Here is a 288-nt window from a genome sequence, read left to right on the forward strand (position 1 = left end):
TGGCCTGGCCCGGATGGCGCAGCTGCTGCGCCATGTGCGCCATCAGCGCGGCGCCGTCGGCCTGCCAGTCCAGCTGCTCGGGCACGCTCCACAGCTCGCGGAAGCGGCGGTTGGCGTTCAGCACCCCGCCCTTGAGGTTGTCGACCAGGATGCCGTCAACGGTGGAATCCAGAATGCTGCGCAACATCGCCTGGCTGCGCTGGGCGCCATCGGCCAGCACCCGCAGCGTGGCCTGGCCCTCGCGCAGCTCGCCGGCCAGCTGTTCGGCGCGCGCCTGCGCGGCGCGGG

General features: G+C 73.3%; 1 protein-coding gene. It reads right to left on the reverse strand.

Annotated elements, in window-relative coordinates; genetic code table 11:
• Window positions 1–288, reverse strand: a 288-nt coding sequence (locus GTP90_RS36230) for a PAS domain-containing protein (RefSeq protein WP_161087979.1), incomplete at both ends; no start/stop codon positions are given.

Source organism: Duganella vulcania, assembly GCF_009857655.1.
Lineage (GTDB): Bacteria > Pseudomonadota > Gammaproteobacteria > Burkholderiales > Burkholderiaceae_D > Rugamonas > Rugamonas vulcania.